Consider the following 3,226-nt stretch of genomic DNA (forward strand, 5'->3'; position numbering starts at 1 on the left):
GACGCTACGAGATCAACCGCTTGCCGCTTGTAGTCGTCCGTAAACGACCGACGTTGACGTCCTTCCATCCGACACCTCCTGGCTCTTCGAGCCTACTACAGGTGTCCATCAATTCGGAGGAGGTTCACTAATGCTAGGCAAGGGTGGCTAGCCGGATCTCGTGTTGAGCGTTGAGGGGGCCTTCCCTGCTGATAAAGGCTACCTATGCGCGGATTGGCGGTTTTAGCAGCGGCCACAACTTCGCTTATTGTTGCTAGGTGATACGGCCATGCGAGGAACACCATCATCGCTGATTGAGCCGTCGATATCTCGTCGATGGGACGACCAACACGCCTGCCGACTTTGGCGTTGGGAGCGGTTGTGATTTTGTCTACCATTAGTCAGCATGTCGCGAGCGGCCGTTGCACCCATTCAGCTCGATGATGAGCCGGAACAACGGCCATCCGTCGGATAGGTGGTGAAGGCGCAAGTGGTGATTGAGTCGGTGAGATTGAAACTGCCTTCCTGCACGATGACGAGTGGGCGCGGCTTGCCTGCATAATTCTTGCCGCAAGCGATGGCCCAGATCTCGCCGCGCCTTATCAATCCAGGTCGGACGCGTCGTCGATGAGCCTGATGTTGCGGCATGGCCGCTGGCTGCAACAGCAAGTGACTGACGACGAGGCTGCTTGCGGAAAAATGTAGACCGCACATCGGGTACCCAAATCCCGAAAGACCGCAAGCCCGACAAAAACAGCTTGAATCTCACGTTGCGTCAGGTTGTAGGCTTGAAAAATGTTGACCAAAGCCCATCATTTGCAGCTCAAATTTGAGTGCCACGGACGTTAGCAGTGAGAGCTTCGTGTCTTGGCGAGCACGCTTTCAGTCAGTGTGCGTCTTCGAGAGGCTGAGTCACTTCGCGTGATGGAAGGTCGAAACAGATCGGAGTCAAGGATCGAAGATTCTACAAATCCAAGAAGGCTCGTAGTGGTGCGACGTGGGAGCTAGATCAGTCCGTGCAAGCGGTTGGGGCGGCCGGCCTCCCGTAAGGCAGAGTCGCCCATGTGGGTGAAGCGTGCGCCGCACTGGCTGGGCCGCGTGGCACGTTACGGTCTTCTTAGGGTCGCGCACGTGCAGCCGATCGTTGTAGCAAGTGGCGAGCGCGCCGTATTTCTTAGAAGTGCGGTACCACTGCGAAGGAGCTTAAATCTCTGTGAAGTCTTGCGCTATCCTTGTTTTGCACGGAACGTTGGGAAACCTCAGGCTACTGCTCACCGCGGCCCGGCTGTTGCGCCGGCACGGTCACAATGTTCGTGTACTTGCGGATCCAGCTACGCGTGCAGAAGTCGACGCCACAGTTTTTGAGTTCGTGTCACGGCGAAGCGCCCTATAGGGGAGGCTGCGGATCTGGCAAATGTCTCGAACCTTCGGAATCGTATGCGCAAAGTCGTCTTTGAGCCTTGCTCTGCCTCCCGCAGCGCCAGAAGTAGATCCTGGAAATCGACGGAAGTTGTCTCGCGCCAAGTTTCGTGAGGCGCATGATGTGACCCTCGAGGCAACACAGGGCGCGGGAGGCGGAGCGGCTGGCGGTCTTTCGAGGGCGACCACAACGTCGATAACAGGCGAGCCAACATTCAGAAGGAAGCATTTCTTGACTCAGGCCGAAAAAGACGTGGTCGAGCACATGCTCGCATCATTAGCGATGAGCTCGCTGCAAAGTGGCATTGCACCCACCAACGAACAGGTTGCGCACCATTTTGAGCTATCATGCGAGAGGGTTGGACTTGTCGTCACACTTGAATCTGCGACCCGGATCTTCAATTGCATCGCACGTGAGATCCACAAGGCGCAGTCGGTGCTCGAGTTCATCGGTCGCGGCACGGATCAAATGCAGTGAGCGAAAGGAATGGAGCTCGTTGCACGTGCGCGCATCACAAAGTCGCCCTCGTGGGTCGACATCATAATGGAGGGTCGGCCCCACACGTTAGATTGCACATAGACGACATAATTCTGCTCGAGGTCCACAAGCAAAGTACCAATCCGCCCCGATCTCTCCCTCACCGTTTGTTCAAAGCCGTACCCATTCACTCTGAGCACTCTGCGACAGCCCCGACAATGGTGATGCAATTCGGCCAGCGAGGTGTGGCGCGCGAGGGCTGGCGATCTCGAAAGCTGGTCGCGTCAGCTCAGAGCTCGTCCGATGCACGCTCGATCCGTCCGATCCTGCCGTCGAAATATCGAGCGTCGCAGAGCATGACCTCGTCTTTGACGCTGAGGGCCTTGAGTGGCCTGCGGTCTCAGGTTAGCTACCGAAAAGCAAGCTCAGATTTGCAGCTTCACACTTTTCCAGAACAAGGTTCGCCCAATCTATGAAAACGCTCACGACGTTAGGGGCTGCTATCGGTGCAGCTTTGGCACACGACATCAGCTTTTCCGGCGGATCAATATATGACCCGTTTCCCCTTCCATTTCCCGCTGAAGACGACATGTTGGGGAACGTCTCGCTTCGTCGTCGGCGTGAGTTCGCCTGGGGACGGCATCACGCTCATGAGGCCCTGCGCAAATTGGGTTTCGCTCCCGTTCCGATTTTGTCGAGAGTGGATCGGGCTCCTCTTTGGCCTTCGGGGGTCGTCGGGAGCATTTCACACTCTTCGTCTGATTGCGGAGCTGTTGCCGGAAATTCCAAGAATGTGCTCGCTCTGGGATTGGACATTGAAGATCAAGAACCGCTCGAAGCGGACATTTTGCCGTTCGTATGCACCTGCGAGGAAATCGAGCGCAAGGAGTGGTCCAGCAGTCGCTTCGGCCCGAAATTGTTGTTGGCAATAAAGGAAGCCGTATACAAATCATATGCGCCGGCAACTGGTGAATTCTTGGATTTTCAAGATGTCAGTGTCAGGACGAATGACCAGAGCGGGGTCTTCGAGGCCGAGATTGTCAACCCGGAAAAGCCTACTAGTTTTGGCAGTCGAACCATAAATGGAATCTATCGCCCATTTGACGGAGGAATTGTAGCACTAGCCGTGCGATTTCGAGGCGCGTGATGCATCTCGTCTGCTAGATGCTGGAAGGCCACAGGAGACCTCATCGAGTTTGCCTTGCAATTGAAGAATGACCTTCGGCTCTAGCTGTGGAGCCTCAACAGGTTGTTCCTGGTCAGAGCGAGTCTGCTGATCGGCGGCATCGAACCGATACTGCCATGCGGCCGGTGCCAATTGTAGCGGTGAAGCCATTTGGGCAGCTCGGC

The 3,226-nt window shown here is 56.0% G+C and carries 4 protein-coding genes; 2 read left to right on the forward strand and 2 right to left on the reverse strand.

The window, feature by feature from the left end:
- Positions 1 to 376: 376 nt before the first annotated feature.
- Complete coding sequence (locus AC0QUY_RS42285) at positions 377 to 748, reverse strand: antitoxin MazE-like protein (protein WP_474417209.1); 372 nt, start codon at positions 746 to 748, stop codon at positions 377 to 379.
- Between the two features lie 882 nt (positions 749 to 1,630).
- On the opposite strand from AC0QUY_RS42285, the gene AC0QUY_RS42290 reads away from it, so the two are divergent.
- Both AC0QUY_RS42290 and AC0QUY_RS42295 read left to right on the forward strand, forming a co-directional pair.
- Positions 1,631 to 1,876, forward strand: a complete 246-nt coding sequence (locus tag AC0QUY_RS42290; RefSeq protein WP_245319843.1) for a hypothetical protein — start codon at positions 1,631 to 1,633, stop codon at positions 1,874 to 1,876.
- Between the two features lie 472 nt (positions 1,877 to 2,348).
- Positions 2,349 to 3,023 (forward strand): 4'-phosphopantetheinyl transferase family protein, encoded by a 675-nt coding sequence (locus AC0QUY_RS42295; protein WP_161855423.1) that lies wholly within the window; start codon positions 2,349 to 2,351, stop codon positions 3,021 to 3,023.
- A gap of 80 nt (positions 3,024 to 3,103) precedes the next feature.
- Here the strand turns inward: AC0QUY_RS42295 and AC0QUY_RS42300 are convergent.
- Positions 3,104 to 3,226: integrase core domain-containing protein (locus AC0QUY_RS42300; RefSeq protein WP_474417109.1), on the reverse strand; the 123-nt coding region annotated here is incomplete at its 5' end.

It is taken from the genome of Bradyrhizobium sp. WYCCWR15520 (assembly GCF_056174665.1).

Coding starts and splice junctions, on each gene's coding strand:
- AC0QUY_RS42295 (WP_161855423.1), top strand. CDS start 2,349: ATGAAAACGCTCACGACGTTAGGGGCTGCTATCGGTGCAGCTTTGGCA.